Origin of the sequence: Actinoplanes sp. NPDC051633 (assembly GCF_040681735.1) — a bacterium.
Taxonomy (GTDB): Bacteria; Actinomycetota; Actinomycetes; order Mycobacteriales; family Micromonosporaceae; genus Actinoplanes.
This window is the reverse complement of the sequence record NZ_JBFAZH010000890.1, coordinates 1-3,302: the sequence shown is the minus strand read 5'-3', so window position 1 is coordinate 3,302 and position 3,302 is coordinate 1. Positions and strand designations below refer to the sequence as shown.

At 73.0% G+C, this 3,302-nt stretch carries 3 protein-coding genes and 1 pseudogene; 3 read left to right on the top strand and 1 reads right to left on the bottom strand.

Features of this window, described 5'->3' with window-relative positions; translation table 11 throughout:
• Nucleotides 1-226: 226 nt before the first annotated feature.
• From AB0M20_RS33955 to AB0M20_RS33945, 3 genes are all read left to right on the top strand, one after another.
• The gene (locus tag AB0M20_RS33955; RefSeq protein ID WP_364304434.1) at nt 227-1,003 is read left to right on the top strand and encodes a hypothetical protein; all 777 of its coding nucleotides are present in this window, start codon (nt 227-229) and stop codon (nt 1,001-1,003) included.
• A 159-nt stretch (nt 1,004-1,162) separates the two neighbouring features.
• Nucleotides 1,163-1,783, top strand: a complete 621-nt coding sequence (locus AB0M20_RS33950; protein ID WP_364304433.1) for an HAD-IA family hydrolase — start codon at nt 1,163-1,165, stop codon at nt 1,781-1,783.
• A gap of 7 nt (nt 1,784-1,790) precedes the next feature.
• Nucleotides 1,791-2,633, top strand: a complete 843-nt coding sequence (locus AB0M20_RS33945; protein ID WP_364304432.1) for an SDR family NAD(P)-dependent oxidoreductase — start codon at nt 1,791-1,793, stop codon at nt 2,631-2,633.
• Here the strand turns inward: AB0M20_RS33945 and AB0M20_RS33940 are convergent.
• Nucleotides 2,587-3,302: pseudogene (locus AB0M20_RS33940) on the bottom strand (hypothetical protein); the annotation flags it as partial. The gene AB0M20_RS33945 and the pseudogene AB0M20_RS33940 overlap by 47 nt on opposite strands.

The window sequence follows — 3,302 nt, the reverse complement described above, 5'->3', positions numbered from 1 at the left end:
GAAGGCCCCACCTCTCCCGCGCCGCCGGCCGCAACCGCCGCCGACGCCGAGCCGCCGGCTGGCCTGACGCCGGAAGAGGCAGCGACGAGCGGCCCGCCCGCTACTTGAGTGGCCGCCCGATTCTGCCCGGGCCGGAGGTCGCCGCGGAGAGGCGGTGAGGGCTGCGATGGTTCACCCGAGGCCGGGTCGGGTACGGCAATGGGTGGAAGCGAGAGGAGTGATGACCGTGACCGCACCCGCCGACAAGGGATCCACCGGGGCGCTCGACCGCCGTCGCGAGAAGGCTGCCGCCGCCGCGAATGCCGCGGACCAGGCCAAGGCGGGCGTCACCGAGCTGGACAACCGGCTGCGAACGAACGCCGACCTGACCAAGACGCAGACCCGCGCGCTGCGCAACGCCGAGGCCGAAGCGGCCCGGCTCAAGCGTGTGCTGAAGAGCGCGGCGAAGGAACGGTCCCGGTTGACCAGCCAGCGCAAGAAGGCAGTCGCCAGGGTCGAGAAGGCGTCTGCCAAGGCTTCGGCGGCCGAGGAGAAGTACGACAAGTCGGTGCTCGCCGATCTCGTGCGCCGCGAGAAGGAACGCGACCGGGCAACCGCTACCGCCGGCAAGACGGCGCAGCCCGCAACGGAGGCGGGAAAAGCGACACAGTCCGCGAACGCCGGCCAGGCCTCCACGGGATCGTCGGACCCGGCCCCGGAGAAGGTCGATGCCGGCACCGCCACGGCAGTGCGAACCGCGGCCCGCAAGACTGCCGCCGGCGCCGCTACAACGGCCCGCAAGACCGGCACGACGAGTGCCCGCAAGACCGCTGCGGCCTCCACCGCTGCGACCTCCACCGCGGCGCGCGGAACCGCCCGCAAGGCGGCGGCCACCACGACCGGACGCAGCACGGCTCGGAAGGCGGCCGCAGACCCGGGCACCAGCACGGCGGCTCGCACCGCCGCGCGCACGACCGCCGCAAAGGCCGGAGCGTCCACGCGGACTCGCCGCAACACACCCTGACCGCCCAACGCAGGCCCCACCCGAAACCGGGTGGGGCCGAAGCGTGACGCCGCGTCGTGTCGTTCGTCATATCCGCTTTCCCTCCTGGGATCCGGCAGCGGATCGCAGACTTGATCGCGAGACTGGCGATGACGACTGTGCTGGCCCTGGAGGCGGTAAGTGGCGGATCTGGACATTGCGGCCGTCTTGTTCGACATGGACGGGACTCTGGTGAGCTCCGACGGCGCCGTCGAGCGGGCCTGGACCAGCTGGGCCGCCGAGCACGGCGTCGATGCCCGGGAAGCGATCGAGATGGCGCACGGCAGCCCGAGCGAACCCACCGTCCGGCGGCTCCTGCCGCACCTCGACGAGGCCGCCACGATGGTCGCGGTCGCCCGGCAGCTCGAGCTGCAGTACGACGACCTCTCCGACGTCACCGCCACCGCCGGCGCACACGATCTGCTCGCCGCCCTCGATGAGCATCACGTGCCCTGGGCGGTCGTCACGAGTGCCGACACCCGGCTGGCCCGGGCCCGCCTCGGCGCCGCCGGCATCACCCCGCGCGTGCTGGTCACGACCGATGACATCGCGGCCGGCAAGCCCGACCCCGAGGGCTATCTGACGGCGGCCGAGCTGCTGCGCGTACCCCCGGGACGTTGCCTTGTGGTCGAGGACGCCGACGTGGGACTGGTCGCGGCGCGGGCGGCCGGAGCGCACACGGCGGCCTTGCGGGGGCTGGAGGGCGATTTCCGGATCACGACGCTGGCCGAGCTGATCCCGCTGGTCGCGAACGGTCGATAATGAGCCGATGAGGCGCTTCGCGTTCGCGGGGAAGACGTGCGTGATCACCGGCGCGGCCGGCGGGATCGGCGCCGCGCTGGCGCTGGAGCTGGCCCGGCGCAAGGCCGTCCTGGTGCTGATCGACCGGGACGAGCAGGGCCTGGAGCAGGTCCGCGCCCTCACCAAGGACGCCGCCGAGGTGCACACGTACGTGATCGACCTGGCCGACGGACGGAGCCGGCTCGACCTGGCGGAGGCGGTCCGGGCGCAGCACGGCGGCGCCGACCTGCTGGTCAACAACGCGGGCGTGACCCTGATCGGCACCTTAGAGCAGAACGCGATGGCCGACGTCGAGTGGCTGCTGGAGATCAACCTGATGGCCGTGCTGCGGATGACCAAGGCGTTCCTGCCGCAGCTGCTCGCCCGGCCCGGCTCGCACATCGTGAACGTGTCCAGCCTCTTCGGTCTGGTCGCCCCGGCCGGGCAGGTGGCGTACGCGACCAGCAAGTTCGCCGTCCGCGGCTTCTCCGAGGCGCTGCGCCACGAGCTGGCCGGCCGCGACGTCGGGGTGACCGTCGTGCACCCGGGCGGCATCCGCACGAACATCGCACTCAGCGCCCGGATCAGCGGCCCGGACCCGGACGGCGTCCTGTCGAGACAGGCGGAGACGTTCACCGAAACGGCGCTCAAGCTGCCGCCGGAGGAGGCGGCACGGCTCATCGTCCGGGCCGTCCAGGAGCGCCGCCCCCGGCTGGTGATCACCCGCGAGGCCAGGCTGGGTGACCTGCTGGCCCGCCTGACCCCGGCACGCTATTGGCAGATCGTCAGAAGAGCGCAAGCCTCTTCCGAGGGCGGCCGCCGACGGTCGTGAAGTCCCCACCGGCGGCCAGCGAAGCGCCGGAGACCGTCATCGCGCGCACCCCGATCACGCCGTTGGCCTGCGGCGCCCACGAGGTCAGCTTGCCGGTCGCGTCGATCGCCGCCAGCTTGACCCGTGGCACCGATCCGCCGGTGCAGGTCCCCTGGGCGCCGTTGGCGGGTGTCAGGCACGCCCGGTCGAAATGCCCACCGACGTACGTGACGCCGCCGAGCCGGGTGAGCGCCACCGCGTCCCCGTCGAAGACGCGCTGCCAGCGCAGGCTCCCGCCGGCCGTCCAGGCGAGCGCCCGGCCGCCCTGCCCGCCGGTCACGCCGTAGACGCCGGTGTCGTCCGCGACCAGCGTGTTGACCTGTGCCGTGGAGGTCGGCCGGAAGCCGGTGTCGACGGTGCCGCCGGCGGTCACCGCGGCGATCCGCAGGGTCCGCCTCACGCCGTTGACCTGGTGGAAGCTGCCGCCGAGGTAGATCCGCGAGCCGTGGATCGCGAGCGCGTGCACCGAGTCGTCCGCGTTCGGCCGCCAGCCCTCCAGCGCGTCGGTGGCCAGTGAGAAGGCGGCCAGGTTGCCGCGCGCGTACCCGTCGATCGCGGTGAAGCTGCCGGCCGCGTAGAGGCGTCCGCCCGCCGCGGCCAGCGCGTAGGGCGCGCCGGAAACGGCGTGCT

Bases quoted from the DNA above. Each gene is read 5' to 3' on its own strand.
- AB0M20_RS33945 (WP_364304432.1), top strand. From the start codon at position 1,791: ATGAGGCGCTTCGCGTTCGCGGGGAAGACGTGCGTGATCACCGGCGCG.